The sequence below is a fragment of the Planktothrix pseudagardhii genome, assembly GCF_904830925.1.
Lineage (GTDB): Bacteria > Cyanobacteriota > Cyanobacteriia > Cyanobacteriales > Microcoleaceae > Planktothrix > Planktothrix tepida.
In genome coordinates this window covers 2,025,091-2,041,086 of record NZ_LR882967.1, presented here as the reverse complement: position 1 = coordinate 2,041,086, position 15,996 = coordinate 2,025,091, and the positions used below count along the sequence as shown (strand labels likewise).

The following is a 15,996-nucleotide window of genomic DNA, read 5'->3' as shown; positions in this document are numbered from 1 at the left end:
ACTTCAGACAAAAATTGTCACAAAGCGTAAACTAGGGTGAGAAGGATCTTGACCCGGTAGGCTATGATTAGACATAGTAAGAGTCTATTGAGGAAAATAAAGATGCACCTGATGGCAAGATACCTAGATCGATCAACTTCCTGATGGCTTTCCTGTGAACCCCTGATGGGTTAGTTGGACAAACATGGACACTATGGACAAGTCACGTCTGAGTTGAATGATCGATCAAGGTGTGCGAGTCTATGTTGATTATGGCAGGCAGATTTTAACGATTTCAAGAGGTCTTTTGCAATCACCCACTTTTTCTGAAAGTTACTTAAATTTATGACGAATTTAGGCATAGCTTAAGGTTTTGGGTTAAGCTGCTTGTAGATTGATCATTAAGCGTGTTAATTAAGATTTTCTGGAGTCAATAAAGCGGTGTTAGCTGTTTCGGTGTTTCCGTTCGACTTGACACCCTAACCAGATTAAGCTTGAATGTCCTCAAGTCCATACCGTTTGTCTACAACCACATCCGTGAGTCTGAGGATGTTTGTAGCCCATGAGTCACGGAGAATAGGGCTTACACATTAGACATCATCAAGGATTGCATGAGTTGAGTTGAAACTGTATTTCTAGTAACGGTCGGTGGACAAATGCAAACGGAAACCAAAAGGCAACGAGCATCAACAAATACGATTGTTCGACGACAGGCGACACCGAAAGAGCGAGAGTTAATTCACCTGTTAGCAAATTTGGGGTGTTCTCAAGCTAAATATGGTTTGAAACACGCCACCAGCAAAGGGGTAATTAGTCCAGAAGAACGGTTGCGATTAGCGGAATGGCATTATCTTCGCTTACAACAAATTCGTCGCGTTGAACGCAGTTTAGATCCCGTTGCCACCCTCAAACGTGTCTATTTCAAAAGTAAGTTGAGTCCCCGCAATTTAGAATCTTTGAAATTATTGTGGGTTGAAGAAGAAAAAACCAGAGTCAAACGAGTTGATCCTGAACTGGATGATTTGTTGTGTGAAGCTTTAGATAAAGGGGATACCCTGAAGCAAATCTTTCGGATCATTGAAGTCAAAGAACGACAATTTGCGCGAACGCCTGAACCGGGTAAAATCCCCCTTTGGGTGCAAGAATGGGAAGATTCCAATTATGAAATTAACTTTTTTCCGCCTTCTTTCCCCGATTGGGCACAGATTGTTGATGATTAATTAAAAAGGCAGCTTGTCCTAGTGCTAATCCTCCATCATTTGGAGGAATTTTTTGTGACCAATACACCTGAAATTGTTCTTGACAAAGCCGTTTAATCATGCGTTCAATTAAGTATTGATTCTGAAAACATCCTCCACTTAAGGTTATTGTTTTTTCGCCTAATTTTTTGGCTATTTCTACAACCGCTTCAACTAAAGTGTTATGAAATTTAGCTGAAATTAAATTAAGGGGTTTGTGGTTGATTTTATCCTGTAATATCCCTTGAATGGTAGATTCCCAATTGAAATACTTCAGATTTTCCCCTTTTTCTAAAGGTTGGGGAAGATCACACCATTCAAAAGAATAATATTCATCGGTTTCTAAACCTTCAATGGCAAATTCTAAGGCCATTGCCGCTTGTCCTTCAAAACTGACTGTTTGAGCAATTCCTAATAAAGCAGCCACCCCATCAAAGAGTCTGCCTACACTTGATGTTAAAGGTGTATTTAATTTCCGATTTAACATCGTTTGCATAATTTTTAACTCTTGAGTTGTGAAAGATTGCATCAAGTCTAAATTTATCTTGAGATTAAATATAGAATTTCCGAATAATTCATATAACAATCCTAACGCAATTCTTCGAGGTTCATAAACCGCTTTATCTCCACCCGGAAGGGGAAAGGGACGAAAAGAACCAATACGTTGAATTTGGGTTTCTGTTAGCTGAAAAAATTCTCCTCCCCAAATAGTTCCATCTAGTCCGTATCCAGTTCCATCCCAGGCTATTCCTAATAAGGGAGATTGTAAATGATGTTCAGCAATGACAGAAAAAATATGAGCGAGATGATGTTGTACGCGAATCAAAGGAATGGGGGGATTTTGTTGGGATAACTTCTCTGCAAATTGAGTGGAATAATAATCAGGATGAGCATCACAAACAATCACATTCGGTTGAAAATCATAAATCTGACTGAGGCTATTAGTCACCTCTTGAAATGCTGCTAAGGCTTGGGGATTTTCTAAGTCTCCAATATGTTGACTTAAGAATGCTTTTTGATTAAATACTATAGCAATTGTATTTTTTAAATGTCCTCCCACCGCTAAAATTTTTTTGGGAGTTTCTATTGACAAATCAGAAGGCTGTGCTAAACTAAAGTTAGTTTGATAGAATGGGGATCTGTCTGCGCCTATAGACTCTTCTGGAATCGGAACAGGTAAAGGCGCGTAACCTCTGGCGCGACGCAACACCATTTCTTCACCTGCAATCACCCGAACCACAGAATCATCAATGGGTCTAACAATCGGGCGGTTATGAACTAAGAAAAAATCCGCGATTTGATTCAACCGAGTGACCGCTTCTGCTTCGTCAATACAAATCGGTTCACTGGTAAAATTGCCACTGGTTGCCACAATGGGAAAATTTAATTCTGCTAATAATAAATGATGTAAGGGTGTGTAGGGTAACATCACCCCTAAATAGGGATTTCCGGGTGTAACGGATGGGGAAATTATCCCTCCTAATGGAGAAATTCGACGTAACAAAACAATCGGAGAAGCTGGGGAAGATAATAATTTTTCTTCTAATTCAGAAACCAAACAATCCTGCTTAACTTGTTCTAAATTAGGATACATCACCGCCAACGGTTTAGCGGGGCGACGTTTGCGAGTGCGTAAATTCTGTACGGCGGTTTCGTTTCTAGCATCAACGATTAAAAGAAATCCACCTAACCCTTTTAATGCTAAGATTTGACCCAAACGAATTATATCCGCCGATTGTTTTAACGCTTCCTGAAAACTAGCAATTATATAACCATTTTTATCCCATAATTCTAACTGTGGCCCACAAACCGGACAAGCATTGGGTTGAGCATGAAATCGACGATTTAAAGGATTATTATATTCCTTCTGACAATCAGAACACATGGTAAAAGTTGCCATTGTGGTGTGATTTCGATCATAAGGTAACGCTTGAATAATCGAATAACGGGGGCCACAATTGGTACAGTTTGTAAACGGGTATTGATAACGGCGATTTTCAGGATCAAAAATTTCTTGTAAACAGTCGGAACAGGTTGATAAATCGGGTAATACAATTGCCGATTTTTGAGCGTGAGTTGTAGATTCAGAAACGTGGATTTCAAATTGAGAATAACCTACCGTTGGTAACCAAACCGAGTCTAAACTTTGGATTTCAGATTGAGGTGGTTTTTCCTGTTGAATACGGCGTTGAAACTGTTCTAAATTCTCCCGTAAACCTTCCACTTCAATACAGACACCTTGAACGGAATTATTCACCCATCCGGTTAAGTTTAACTGAGTTGCGAGACGATAAATAAACGGACGAAAGCCAACGCCTTGCACTGTTCCTTGAATTCTGAGTTGCAAGCGATATTGTCGAGAATTGAGATCAGAAGAAGGTTGTGACATAGATCAGACTCAGAACAATTTTATTATAGCTATATTAGCGAGCGATCGCAAAAATGATGTTAATTTAGGGTGATATTATGGTTCTGATTCCTGACCCATCTGGAGAACAACGTTTAGTTGCAACGAATCAATCCGACTCTATTTTACTAACGGCTGGACAGTTAATCAATTATTCATTAGGTGTAGGGTTATTAGAAGGAAATGATACTTTACAAGGGTCGAATGATTCTGAAAAAGTGAATGGGAATTCTGGGGATGATATGTTAATCGGATTTGGGGGAAATGATTTGTTATGGGGTGGACAGGGAGAGGATTATTTAGTGGGGAATGATGGCAATGATACGTTGTTTAGTTATTCCTGAAAATCTTAAACCCTTTTTCCCTGAACAACAAGCTTCTGATTTAGTTGATATTACTAATCCTGAAGCAGAGGGAATCTTGACTTATATTTATCTCAAAACCAATGAAAGAAATATTTTAATTGGGAGTGTTAATGATGTCACTCCGGCTGAAATTCGAGATAGGTTTATCACGATAACAGAAGGTTTTGTCTTTTAAAAGTAGAAAATAGGGAATGGGATTTAAACTGTATTATATTCTAGGGAGCGGGGACGCTCCCCCTACAATAATTGGGTAATTTCTTCATCACAATACTAGAGAATGAACAGCTTAGTTTAGGAGATTAGTTTAGCGAAACATCCAAAATTGCTCAAAATTTATCCGGGTTTGTAGATAGACCCCCCTCCTCATCGGTAAAAAATCGTGGTATGAAAGGTAAAACAGGATTGTCAGCGAGCAAACCCGAAAGGTTAGAATCATTAGAAACAATGCTAGAACCAAACTCCAAAGAACGCTTTGACTCGAAAAAAGCCTTACCTGGTTTAAAATCATCGGATTTAGGAACAGAATCAGAATCTCCAACCCCTAAACCTAGAAAAGCTGTTGCTAATATGATTTTGGCAAGTGTGGCTGTTTTGAGTACAGGAATAGCAATTTGGGTTTGGGTCGAAAATAGTCGCCTGAGCCAACGTTTGAAGACAGAAGCGTCTAATTTAACAACATCATCGGCTAAAAAGCAACCTAAAAATCCGCAAGAAACTCTATTAACAACAAAGAAATGTCCTGAATGTAATTTAAGTAAAGCTAATTTAAAAAAAGCGTCTTTGAGAGAAGCATATTTATGGAAAGCAAATTTAGAAAATGCTGATTTGAATGATGCAAATTTAGAGTTAGCTGATTTACGGGGTGCAACCTTAGCGGGTGCAGATTTACGAGATAGTCAATTGGCAAGTGCTAACTTAGGATATGCTAATTTAATGGGGGCAAAATTGAATAATGTTGATTTTCAACAAGCTAATTTATGGCAAGCTAATTTAAAAAATGCGAACCTCAATAATGCTACATTCAGACAAGCTGATTTACGCAAAGCAAATTTAGAAGGTGCTATTTTAGAATCTGCTAATTTCTTAATGGCTAATTTAACGTCAGCCAATCTCAAACAAGCTCAATTAAAAAATGCTAATCTCAATGGTGCTATTTTAGAAGATGCGAATTTAGACAAAGCTAACTTGCAAAATGCGGTTTTAACGGAAGCAAATTTAACCCAAGCCAATTTAGGGAATGGGATTTTAAATCAAGCGAATTTACAAGATGCTAATTTATCTGAAGCGGTGTTATGGTTAGCTCAATTAGAAAAGGTTAATTTAGAAAATGCCAATTTAGAAAAAGCCAAGTTAGGTTATGCTAAACTGAATCAAGCGAACTTGAATAATGCTCAATTAATTGATGCCGTATTAGAAGGTGCAAGCTTAGAAGATGCAGAGTTAAAAAAAGCAAATTTAAAAGGAGCAAAATTAGAACGAGCTAACTTATTAGGCGCGTATTTAGAACGAGCTAATTTACAAGAAGCCAATTTAGCGGGAGCAGATTTACGAGGAGCAAATTTAAGTAAAGCTAACTTGCAAAATGCCTATTTACAAGGGGCAAATTTACGCGGAGCTAACTTAAAAGGGGCAGATTTAGAGGGGGCAAATCTACGGGATGCCCAGTTAAAAGGAGCAACAATGCCGAATGGAAGAATTTATGTGGATGAAGAAGAAAAGGAATAAAAGATGAGTTAAATTAGGAGGAAGTTGCTTTTAAGCCAATTAAAGAAATTACTAATAAACTCAGAAAAAATAATCTTCCCAAACTAACCGGATCTTTAAAAATAAGAATTCCCAAAATTATAGTTCCTAATGCTCCAATACCTGTCCAAACGGCATAAGCAGTACCCAGAGGAATAGTTTGCATGGCTTTACTGAGGAACCAAACACTTAACACCCCAAACCCAATAAATGCTAAAATAGTCCCTAGAGCGATGCCAGGTTTATTGAATCTGTTGAATAGCACGACAAAAGATCTCGTTAAAGACTTGTAGATGTAAATTCGTGTTTAGTTTCTCACTACAAAAACTAAATTCCCTACATCAAATACTCTTGTCTCAAGTGCCAAATTAGCTCCTGACGCACTTCACTCTTGATCCGATTTCCCCGTTCGCAATGCTCTAGCTTGATGTCATCAATGTAAAACTTAACGGTTGTATCCCGAACAAATTCTCCCTTCACTTCGTTGATTAATACCTTGGGATCTTGCCATTCATTGCGCGATGATTTGAAGCTTTCTTTCATCCAAGACCGCAATTCCTCAATCAGGTTATCCACACGAGTCTCTTGACCTGTAGGATTATTGACAACTCGGAAGACCTTGTTGGCTTTCGATTTGAGTAACCCGAGTTTTTGTTCCCAATATCGGGGTAGCATCACAATATCTTCCTTAAAGAGATCTGGATCTGTGATCCATGTTTTATACCACTGTCGGATCGACTCAATCAGCGTCATCTCTCCACTGCCAGAGGCTTCTACCAAACGAGGTCGCCTGCGCTTATCAAAGTGATCGGAAAACAACTCCAGGCCAATCATTTCACAAATCTCCAGATAGCACCCTCGCAGCAGCCGGATTTCCTCTCCATCTAATCCGCCTTTTTCCATGAACCCTAGCTTTTCAGCCAAATTGGCTAACGCGGTTTCAACGTTGTCCAAATTTCTGCTGACCTGTTGCTCAGCGATCAACCGCTGTTTTCCTGACTCCCGCTTCTCGTTCGCCAACACCGGTAGCGAATAGCCGTAATAGCGATCGATGACTCCAAGCTTTTGTCCGATATCTCCCATCGTACCGGGATGAGCCAAAACCACCTTCTGCATCAAGGCGATCGCTCGGGCTGGATCAACATCGCCTTTAATGGGGATAGAAACGGTGTAGTAATAGTGGTTGGTTGGACGGCTCAGGTTCAGGATGCTGTCACTTTCCAGTTTGCCATTTGGGATGTAAAGTTCGGCGTGAGAATCGATCAGATAAAGTTTTGTGACCCGCAGTCCGATTTTACGAATGATGGCCCGCTCATTGTCACCGAGTGAAATGACATCGCCAAAGCTAAACGGGGTATCAATCAATAGAACTAACCCACTGAAGAAGTTAGCCAGAATGTCTTTGAGTGCAAAGCCTAGAATAAACCCAATTCCGCCTAATGCCAGCAGTAACTTTGATAAATCAACGCCTAAAGTTTGCAAAACCAACAATCCACCCACCAAGTAGATCAGCAGAGGAGCGATGACTTCGATAATCGGCACCACCACATCGTCCCACATTGCTTCTGACTGTTCGGCATACTGTTTAAGCCCATAGACTAGAACCTGATTGACCAGTTGAACAATCCAATAAGTTGCAATGACCAAAATCAGGACTGTTAAGGCGGAATGAAGCGACTGGACGATACCAGACAGACCTGCGGCTGGCAACTCAGGCAGGAGGAAGTGGATACCTGTGAAGCAGGTCATTAACACTAGAGGTATCCGCGAAACTTCTACCGCCACTAAAGGCAGATCGTTGGGCAGTTTCCGGAAGATTGCCCGCAAAACAGACATGAGCAGCAGTAGGAAGAAAATGACGGCAACTAAGGTAATGGACTTGTTGAAGAGTTCTCCCATGTTGCCCAGGTTTAGTGTGATTCCCAAAATGGGAAATAGTGAAATTTTAATCATGGTGATAAGCTGTTATGTATTTAAACTGTGATTATACTATTACCTTTGCTATTTTTCAATATTCTTCTATTACACAGAAGCTACTTCTAAAATCTGTTGTTCTAAAAATTGATACCATTGATTCATCCCTTGACCTGTTTTTGCAGACACTTCAAAAATTTGAGCTTGGGGAACTATTTTTTTGATATTATTTAAAGCTAATTCTCGGTCAAAACCGACGGCTTCCGCAATATCCATTTTATTAATAATCACCACATCAGCCGTTTTAAATAAGGTTGGATATTTTAACGGTTTATCTTCGCCTTCAGTGACAGACAGTAACGCAATTCGTTTGTTTTCTCCTAAATCGTAGGCGGCGGGACAAACTAAATTACCGACATTTTCAATAATTAATAGTTTAACCTGATCTAAGTTAATTTTAGGCAGGGCTTTTGCAACCATATCCGCTTCTAAATGACAAACGCTTCCGGTGGTAATTTGAACGACTTGCGCCCCTGAACGTCTTAAGCGTTGAGCATCATTATCCGTCGCTAAATCTCCCACAATAACCGCCCCCGGAAGACGAGAATTAATATCGGTTAAGGTACGTTCAATAAAGGCGGTTTTCCCTGAACCGGGGGAGGATAAAACGTTTAAAACAAACAGTCCTTTTCCCCAAAAAAAGCCTCGGTTTCGTTCGGCTAATCGTTCATTTTTGGATAAAATAGCTTCATGAACCGTTAAGGTTTGATGGGAATGGTTATGATGAAAATGGTCATGATTATGATCATGGGTGTGGGGATGTTCATGATCATGATTATGGATTTCAATAGTTCCAGGGGTAACAGCACAGCCGCAATTTGTACACATATTAAGAAACCTCTAAAGATGTTAATTCTAATTCTTTTCCTTGACGAATATCAAGGCTATATTGATGACAATGGGGACATTCATCAATAAAGTCATCGGGTTGAAATTCGACGTTACAATGATGACAATAACAGCGCACGGGAATAGATTCAATTTCAAAACGAGCGGTTTCTGCTATTGTTCCTTTGGTCACAACATCAAAGGCAAATTCTAACGCTTCTGGAATGACTCCTGATAATGTCCCTACTTTCATTTTAATCCGATGGATTTGAGTTGCCCCTTGTTGTTTAGCATGATTTAAGGCTATCTCTAGGGTTTGTTCCATAATACTGACTTCGTGCATAATTTGTAGTCACCCCTTTAGGGGTTTCTTTTTAGGGGTTTCTTTTGAGTCCTGAAGGACTCACTACGGTTGATTATAATTAATTTTAGGTTTTATTGATAAGATTTTGAATGATTTTTAAGGCTTCTTGAATGCCATTTAATGCTTTTTGAGAAAGGGTTTCGCTGAGTTCAAAATTCTCTCCAGGGATAGCAATTAACCAAGCTTGAGGGCTTTTTTGATAGAGAAATTGAGTTAAGGATAAAAGCGATCGCGGGTTTAAAGAATGACCCCAATTAAATAAATCTGAGGGTAAAGGTTCCAAGGATATAATATTAACGGTATCTCCTTCTAAACCAGCATCGACAAAAATAACAGTTTCAACTTCAGCCATTTCTGCGGCAATTTCAGGGGTAAGTTGATGGAGAGATTGCGATCGCACATTGGCTAAATTCCACTGTTCAACCTCCGCGATCACCGCTTGACCAATGCCATCATCGCCACGAATGGGGTTGCCATATCCGATAATTAATATCATCTTTTTTCCAAATTCCCCTGTTAACAATATTCTACCATAACTTCTTTTTGTTGGCTACGAAGTAAATGGACTAAATCTTCGATTAAATTACGACGAATTGAAATATTTTTAGGTAATAAAGGATTTTGATAAAACTCATTCATTTGTTGACCGACTAAAAAATAAATTGAATCCCCTTCTAAGATTTCCCGTGCTAATAATATTGCTCCATTTCTATCGGAAGATAATCGAGAAATATCTCCTTTACATTTTCTAATAATTTCCGTTGCTTTAGAAATGGTTAAAATGCCTTCGGTGACTAAATCAACTTCTTTTAATTTGCCAATAGGAGGTAAATCTTTTCGCATCGTGGGAATATCCATTTCAATGGTTTCTCCCATATAATTTGCGACTAAATTTCCCGTTGTTCCTCCACAAATGACTTTACGACCCGGAAAACTTAATAACCGTTCTGCATAAACTTCATCTTGAGTAATATCTAAAGGGGGGCCAGTAAAAATCATGACGGGGTTGGGTTTTCTAACATAAACCCCCACAAAAGTTGCATCATCACCAATTTTATCTCGATATAAAGAGCGAGTTTCTGATAAAACTTGCTCAATAATCATCCGTGAATTTGTGGCTTGACTAATAAAAATTCGCTCCATATATTTAGCAATATTATCCCAACCCCAGCCAAAATTCATCGTATCTCCTAACCCTGCATACAGAACACCATCACTAATAGCTCCAATAAAATCCCCTCGTTCTAATTTTCCTTGAGAAGATTCTATTTTTTTTCCTAATATTTTATCAATTTTGGTTTCTAATTTAACAATGCGACCTTTTTTAAAATAAAGAACCGGAGGGTTATCAAAATTAATCACTTTAAATTCATTGGTTAAATGATTAATTGAAATAATGGTAAAAGTAGCATAGGCAATTTTTCTCACCTGACAAATGGGTAAAGTTCCTATAACGGTTTTAATCACTTCTTCTAAGGGAACATCCGCATTTAACATCGTGATTAAAATTTCAGTGGTTAACGTTGCTAAAATACTGGCTTTTACCCCACTTCCTAACCCATCGGATAAAACAATCGTGCTTTTTGTTTCAGTTTTAGTAAATTTAACTTGATCACCACAAAGTTCTTCGCCTTTTTTATTTAGGCTAAGATTACAAATATCAAAAAAGTTATCTTGATTCATATTATATTAAGTTTGTGATAGTTTACTGATTCACCATTTCAATAATTTTAAGTAAACTCACTTTTGTTTCTGCGGTGGTTTCTCCTAATAACCCAGCTATTTCTTGAGCGACTTTCATTTGATTATCTACCACTTCATTCACTTTTTTAACGGTTTCTGCTTTAATTCTATCGGCTTCTTTTTTCCGTTCCATCTCGGCGGTAATATCGGTCATAATACAGCCAATAATATTTTCTTCTTTAATCGGAAAAATAAATTCTCGAATATATAAATCATATTGGGAATAGGAAGTTTCTCGACCTCGAATCACGGTATTAGTTTCCCAAGCTTCTTGGAAATGCTCAATATTTCCTAAAATTTCCGTTGCAGATTTTCCAATAATTTTTTCTTCTTCTAAGTTAAAGATTTGACAAAATGCTGGATTAACTAATTTAATAATTAAATCTGAATCTACGGCGATTAAACCGTTCGGATCATATTTCCATAAAAGTTGCCAAAGGTGATTTTGTGCTTTTTCTAACATAGTTAATTATTGTTTTCAATAGCAGGAAGGATTTCTTTTAAAAATTTATCTTCTATATTTTGAGGGCTAATATTAATAAAATGCAAATCTCGAAACTTCATTACAATTCCTGAACTGCACGTTTCTAAACAAAATGAACCTTTTAACTCAATTTTTTGATCAATATTATATTCACTCATTAAAGCTTGCAATTTGGGTAGAACTTCATAGACTCCCATTTGGTGACAAGCGGAACCCATACATAAATATAAGTTTTCTTTTGACATTTTTTCTCTCCTAATAAAGGGAGTAGAGGAGAAGGGTTTGGAAGGGCGAGAAAACCTCGCCCCTACGGGTGATTAATTGCGATATTTTTCTTGAATTATTGTTCCATCCTTTTGAATTAATTGAATGTGTAATGGCATTTGTCCGACGGCGTGGGTAGAACAACTTAAACACGGGTCATAAGCACGAATTCCAGCTTCCACTCGGTTTAACATTCCTTCAGGAATCTCATTTCCATGAATATAATGTTGGGCAATTTGAGTCACGGTTTTATTCATGGCTAAATTGTTTTGTCCGGTGGCAATAATTAAGTTAACTTTCTTAATTAAGCCGTTTTCATCTACTTGATAATGATGGAATAAAGTACCGCGTGGTGCTTCACTCACTCCCACTCCTTCTAAACAGTTAATTCCTGCTTCTGAACGCACCCGTTTTGAGACAACATCCGGGTCATCAATTAACTGTTCAATGGCTTCAATACAAGCCATAATTTCTACTAATCGTGCATAATGATAGAAGAAGGAAGAAGTGGCAACTCGTCCCCCTGCGCGATGACGAAATTCGATTAATTCTCGGTCTGCATCTTCGGTTCCAATACAGTCACAAACATTCAATCTTGCTAACGGCCCAACGCGATAAATCCCATCAGGATATCCCAGAGGTTTGTAATAGGGAAACTTGAGATAAGACCAATTTTCAACAGTTTCTCCGAGGAAGTCTTGATAGTCATCTTCGCTTAAACCATCGGCAACAATTTCGCCATTACTATCAATAAATCTTAGATGTCCTCCGTAATGTTCCCAAGTGCCATCGGGGGCAACTAACCCCATAAATAATGAAGGGAATTTCCCAAAAACATCAACTTCTTGGGCTAATTCACTATCTAACAACCGTTTAAATAAACTAATCGCTAATTCGGTGGTTTGTCGAGCTTCCGGTAAGCGTTCTATAATCCAGTTTCGCCCGTCTTCAGACAGAGGAGAACGCACCCCACCGGGAACCGCCCAAGCCGCATGGATTTTTTTTGCGCCTAATATTTCAATCACCGTTTGTCCGAACTGACGCAAGCGAATTCCCGCCCGTGCTAAATCAGGATCAGCCGCCATTAAACCGAAGACATTGCGTTTAGCAGGATCACTATCCCAACCTAATAGAAAATCAGGACTACTGAGGTGGAAAAAACTTAAGGCATGAGATTGAGTTAACTGGGCTAAATTCATCATGCGGCGAAGTTTTTCACCGGCGGGAGGCACTTGAACTGCTAGGATTTTATCGCCTGTTTTTGCTGAAGCTAAGAGATGACTAACGGGGCAAATTCCGCAAATTCTGGCGGTAATTCCGGCCATTTCAAACATCGGTCTACCTTCGCAGAATTTCTCAAACCCGCGAAATTCTACAACGTGAAATCGAGCGTTTTCGACTTCTCCCGCATCATCTAAATAAACGGATATTTTAGCGTGTCCTTCAATCCGAGTAACGGGATCAATAATAACTGTTTTAGACATATTTTTAACCTCTGGAATTTGTATTGTAGGGGCGGGGTTTTCCCGCCCTTCAGCAAGAACAGGTTAACCGAATTTCAGCATTTCTCGCCCAACCATAGCGGGTTTTTGTCCTTCTAAAAGAGGAGCAATAGCGGCTTTAATTCGCTCCGCAGACGGAGGACATCCGGGTAAAAAGATGTCAACATTAACTAATTCATGAATAGGGCGAACGCGGTCTAACAGTTCGGGTACAATTCCCGGTTCTTTGGGGAGTTGAGTCCCTGTATCACTGAGTTCTAAATAACAACGTTTTAACACAGGTTCCGTGCTGCCTAACATATTTCTCATCGCCGGAACGTTAGCCGTTACAGCACAATCTCCAAAAGAAATTAAGAGTTTTGTGCGTTTTCTGACTTGATTTAATAACTCTAAATTTTCTTCGTTAGCAACAGCACCTTCCACTAAACAAACATCGACGTTTTCGGGATAATCTTTTAAGTCGCAACCGACGGGACTAAACACAACATCGACTTTTTCCGCGAGATCAAACAGCCATTCATCTAAGTCTAAAAACGACATATGGCAGCCGGAACATCCCGCTAACCAAACTGTAGCAAATCTTATCTTGTCCATTGATGTTTCCCTCTTGCTTCTGCTAAGAATTCTAGTTTTTCGCGATCGCGTTGCATTTCGGCTGTTGTTGTGCCTTTTCTGAAGATAGAACCCGTCGGACAAGCATCAACACATTTGCCGCAGGATGTACACGCATCCACTTCACCCCAAGGTTGATTTAACCCTGTAATAACTTTGGCTGCGGCTCCCCGATAGCCGATATCCCAGACGTGGGCTCCTTCAATTTCAGCACAAACTCTGACACACCGAGTACACAGAATACAACGGTTATGATCGATGCCAAATTTAGGATGAGTAATGTCTACTTCTCGTTCAGGAAAACGATAGGGAAAACGACTATGATCCATCCCCACTTCAATGGCAACGTCCTGTAATTCGCAGTTTCCATTGGCAACACAAACCGCACAAACATGATTTCCTTCTGCAAATAATAGCTCTACAGTCATGCGTCGATAATCTTGCAGTTGGGGGCTGTTTGTAAAGACTTCCATGCCTTCGGAAACTTCCGTTACACAAGCGGGTAATAAACGATTAATGCCTTTAATTTCAACTAAGCATAACCGACAAGCTCCCACATCGGAAACGCCTTCTAAATGACAAAGTTTCGGAATTTTCACTCCTGCTTCTTCAGCCGCCTTCAGAATTGAGGTTCCTTGTTCTACAGCAACATCAATTCCATCAATAGTTAGGGTTTTTACAGACATATTTTTTTGATCTCCTATAAGGTTTAAATATGAAATTTAATCCTTTAATTTTAAGAGGTATCTAGTTTCATTATAGCATTTTTTCCTGGAATTTTTAACATGATTTGTAGGAGAAAGGTGGGCAAAAGCCCACCCAATCTTTAAGCTAAACAAGCTGCCAAATCTTCATCGGGAGTTGAAATCGGTTTGAGATGATAGGTTTCTGACAGTAATTTGAAGACATTGGGAGAAATAAAGGCGGGTAATGTGGGGCCTAAACGGATGTCTTGAATGCCTAAATAGAGCAGCGTTAATAAAACTGCAACGGCTTTTTGTTCATACCATGACAAAATCATTGATAGGGGTAATTCATTGACCCCAATATCAAAAGCTTTGGCTAACCCTAACGCAATTTGAATAGCAGAATAAGCATCGTTACATTGCCCCACATCCATCAACCGAGGAATGCTCCCAATCTCCCCTAATTGTTTATCAAAAAAGCGGAATTTCCCACACGCTAATGTCAGGACAACGCAATCTTGGGGTACTTTTTCCACAAATTCGGTATAGTAACTCCGTCCGGGTTTTGCTCCATCACAACCCCCCACTAAAAAGAAGTGACGAATTTTTCCAGTTTTAACGGCATCAATCACATGATCTGCAACATTTAAAACGGCATTGTGAGCAAATCCTGTTTTGACTTCACGGGGAGTTTCATCATCAGAAAATCCAGGGAGTTCTAAGGCTTTTTGAATCACCCGAGTAAAGTCAGGAATACCGCTTTCATCTGAGGGTAAATAATTTAACCCTGGATACCCCACAGGCCCAATGGTAAACAGTTTTTCATCATAGGTTTCATGGGGTGGCATTAAACAATTGGTTGTGACCACAATCGCCCCTGGAAACTTCGCAAAATCTTTAGTTTGATTCTGCCATGCTGTGCCAAAATGTCCGTACAAATGGGGATATTTTTGTTTTAAAACCGGATATCCGTGAGCGGGTAAAAGTTCTCCATGAGTATAAACGGTAATTCCCGTTTCTGCGGTTTGTTGTAACAACGCTTCCAACTGTTTAATATCATGTCCAGAGACTAAAATAGCCTTACCTTGACGATGATTTAAGGGAACCGTTGTTGGGGTTGGATGTCCATAATGTCCGGTATGTCCGGCATCTAATAATTCCATCGCCCGCAGGTTCATTTCTCCGACTTTTAACGCTAAACCGACCCAAGCATTTAAGTCTAAATCTTGCTGATCTAAAGCAGCTAAGGCTTTATAGATGAACTGATAAATCTTTTCATCTTCTTGCCCCAATTCGTAGGCGTGGAAGGTGTAAGAGGCTAATCCTTTTAAGCCGTAAATCGTGGTTAATTGCAAGGAATAAATGTCAATATTCCCACTGGCTTTTTGAATTAAATCTAAAGCAAACTGTTGTCCTTGTTCCGCTAAACTTTCTTCAAAGTTCGGCTGATAGGAACAGATTTCTGGCCATTGAATCGACGTTTGATTTTGCTGTTCAACGGCTTGTTTTAAGGTTTCTCGAAAATGCAATGCTTCTTTGGCGGAGTCAGAAAATCGCTTCGTATTGAAGTTAACATTCGTCATCGTGGAAAAGATCGATTCACAGCTAAAACGATCCAGTTCCCGATTTGGAATTCCTAACTCATAGGCTTTTAACGCAATGGGGGCAATACTCCGTAAGCAATACATTAATAAATCTTGGACTGCATTAACTTCAGGACTTTTACCACAAGCTCCCCATTGATGACACCCATTTCCACTCGCTGTTTGTTCGCATTGTTCGCAAAACATAATTGACTTACCCTCGT

Annotated in this window: 17 protein-coding genes; 4 read left to right on the top strand and 13 right to left on the bottom strand. The window is 39.3% G+C overall.

What is annotated here, in order from left to right:
* Positions 1-635: 635 nt before the first annotated feature.
* Positions 636-1,199 (top strand): hypothetical protein, encoded by a 564-nt coding sequence (locus NMK36_RS08690; RefSeq protein ID WP_072721021.1) that lies wholly within the window; start codon positions 636-638, stop codon positions 1,197-1,199.
* Here the strand turns inward: NMK36_RS08690 and hypF are convergent.
* A complete protein-coding gene (gene hypF, locus NMK36_RS08685) occupies positions 1,147-3,606 on the bottom strand; it encodes a carbamoyltransferase HypF (RefSeq protein WP_072721019.1) in 2,460 nt (819 codons plus the stop codon). The genes NMK36_RS08690 and hypF overlap by 53 nt on opposite strands.
* Positions 3,607-3,683: 77 nt before the next feature.
* On the opposite strand from hypF, the gene NMK36_RS28770 reads away from it, so the two are divergent.
* From NMK36_RS28770 to NMK36_RS08665, 3 genes are all read left to right on the top strand, one after another.
* Positions 3,684-3,968, top strand: a complete 285-nt coding sequence (locus tag NMK36_RS28770) for a hypothetical protein (protein WP_072721017.1) — start codon at positions 3,684-3,686, stop codon at positions 3,966-3,968.
* Positions 3,943-4,164, top strand: a complete 222-nt coding sequence (locus tag NMK36_RS08670; RefSeq protein WP_072721015.1) for a hypothetical protein — start codon at positions 3,943-3,945, stop codon at positions 4,162-4,164. The genes NMK36_RS28770 and NMK36_RS08670 overlap by 26 nt, the downstream gene beginning before the upstream one ends.
* 269 nt (positions 4,165-4,433) lie before the next feature.
* Positions 4,434-5,714, top strand: a complete 1,281-nt coding sequence (locus NMK36_RS08665; protein WP_186440434.1) for a pentapeptide repeat-containing protein — start codon at positions 4,434-4,436, stop codon at positions 5,712-5,714.
* A gap of 13 nt (positions 5,715-5,727) precedes the next feature.
* On the opposite strand, the gene NMK36_RS08660 is transcribed toward NMK36_RS08665, so the two are convergent.
* From NMK36_RS08660 to hcp, 12 genes are all read right to left on the bottom strand, one after another.
* On the bottom strand, positions 5,728-5,997 hold the full coding sequence (locus NMK36_RS08660) for a DMT family transporter (protein ID WP_245824334.1): 270 nt from the start codon (positions 5,995-5,997) through the stop codon (positions 5,728-5,730).
* 71 nt (positions 5,998-6,068) lie between these two features.
* The gene (locus tag NMK36_RS08655) at positions 6,069-7,685 is read right to left on the bottom strand and encodes a mechanosensitive ion channel family protein (protein WP_245824333.1); all 1,617 of its coding nucleotides are present in this window, start codon (positions 7,683-7,685) and stop codon (positions 6,069-6,071) included.
* A 69-nt stretch (positions 7,686-7,754) separates the two neighbouring features.
* Entirely contained in the window at positions 7,755-8,534 is a 780-nt protein-coding gene (hypB, locus tag NMK36_RS08650; protein ID WP_072721009.1) for a hydrogenase nickel incorporation protein HypB, read from the bottom strand.
* Between the two features lies 1 nt (position 8,535).
* Positions 8,536-8,877, bottom strand: coding sequence for a hydrogenase maturation nickel metallochaperone HypA (gene hypA / locus NMK36_RS08645; protein ID WP_072721007.1), 342 nt, complete (start codon positions 8,875-8,877; stop codon positions 8,536-8,538).
* Positions 8,878-8,962: 85 nt separating this feature from the next.
* Complete coding sequence (locus NMK36_RS08640; RefSeq protein WP_072721206.1) at positions 8,963-9,394, bottom strand: hydrogenase maturation protease; 432 nt, start codon at positions 9,392-9,394, stop codon at positions 8,963-8,965.
* Between the two features lie 20 nt (positions 9,395-9,414).
* Positions 9,415-10,581, bottom strand: coding sequence for a SpoIIE family protein phosphatase (locus NMK36_RS08635; RefSeq protein WP_072721005.1), 1,167 nt, complete (start codon positions 10,579-10,581; stop codon positions 9,415-9,417).
* 22 nt (positions 10,582-10,603) lie between these two features.
* On the bottom strand, positions 10,604-11,104 hold the full coding sequence (locus NMK36_RS08630) for a PAS domain-containing protein (protein ID WP_072721002.1): 501 nt from the start codon (positions 11,102-11,104) through the stop codon (positions 10,604-10,606).
* A gap of 2 nt (positions 11,105-11,106) precedes the next feature.
* The gene (locus tag NMK36_RS08625) at positions 11,107-11,370 is read right to left on the bottom strand and encodes a (2Fe-2S) ferredoxin domain-containing protein (protein WP_072721000.1); all 264 of its coding nucleotides are present in this window, start codon (positions 11,368-11,370) and stop codon (positions 11,107-11,109) included.
* 72 nt (positions 11,371-11,442) lie between these two features.
* On the bottom strand, positions 11,443-12,873 hold the full coding sequence (locus NMK36_RS08620; protein ID WP_254173545.1) for a Ni/Fe hydrogenase subunit alpha: 1,431 nt from the start codon (positions 12,871-12,873) through the stop codon (positions 11,443-11,445).
* Between the two features lie 63 nt (positions 12,874-12,936).
* On the bottom strand, positions 12,937-13,485 hold the full coding sequence (locus NMK36_RS08615) for an oxidoreductase (RefSeq protein WP_072720997.1): 549 nt from the start codon (positions 13,483-13,485) through the stop codon (positions 12,937-12,939).
* Positions 13,473-14,189 (bottom strand): bidirectional hydrogenase complex protein HoxU, encoded by a 717-nt coding sequence (hoxU, locus tag NMK36_RS08610; protein ID WP_072720996.1) that lies wholly within the window; start codon positions 14,187-14,189, stop codon positions 13,473-13,475. The genes NMK36_RS08615 and hoxU overlap by 13 nt, the downstream gene beginning before the upstream one ends.
* A gap of 140 nt (positions 14,190-14,329) precedes the next feature.
* Positions 14,330-15,979, bottom strand: a complete 1,650-nt coding sequence (gene hcp, locus NMK36_RS08605; protein ID WP_072720994.1) for a hydroxylamine reductase — start codon at positions 15,977-15,979, stop codon at positions 14,330-14,332.
* Positions 15,980-15,996 lie beyond the last annotated feature (17 nt).